The organism is Vibrio sp. 1249-1, from assembly GCF_033340495.1.
Genome location: NZ_JAWOWJ010001152.1, coordinates 1 through 523 on the forward strand (window position 1 = coordinate 1; position 523 = coordinate 523).

General features: G+C 46.7%; 1 pseudogene. It reads left to right on the forward strand.

Annotated features, from left to right (window positions below):
* Positions 1 to 523, forward strand: a pseudogene (gene secA, locus R7Z50_RS30980) (preprotein translocase subunit SecA); the annotation flags it as partial.

Consider the following 523-nt stretch of genomic DNA (forward strand, 5'->3'; position numbering starts at 1 on the left):
CAGTCGCAACGACCGAACACTGCGCCGCCTTAGAAAAATTGTAAAAGAGATCAATAACTACGAACCAACATTTGAAGCACTTTCAGATGAAGAGCTTAAAGCGAAAACTGTTGAGTTCCGTGAGCGCCTAGAGCAAGGCGAAACTCTTGATAAGCTACTTCCAGAAGCTTTTGCTACTGTTCGTGAAGCGTCTAAACGTGTATACGGTATGCGTCACTTCGACGTGCAGCTCATCGGCGGTATGGTGCTAAATGCAGGCCAAATCGCAGAGATGCGCACGGGTGAAGGTAAAACTTTAACGGCAACTCTTCCTGCTTACCTAAATGCACTTCCTGGTAAAGGCGTACACGTTGTTACGGTCAACGACTACCTCGCTAAACGTGATGCGGAGACAAACCGTCCGCTATTTGAATTCCTAGGTATGACGGTGGGTGTTAACGTACCGAACATGCCTCCTCAAGCGAAAAAAGAAGCGTACCAAGCTGATATTCTATACGGAACAAACAACGAGTTTGGTTTCGAT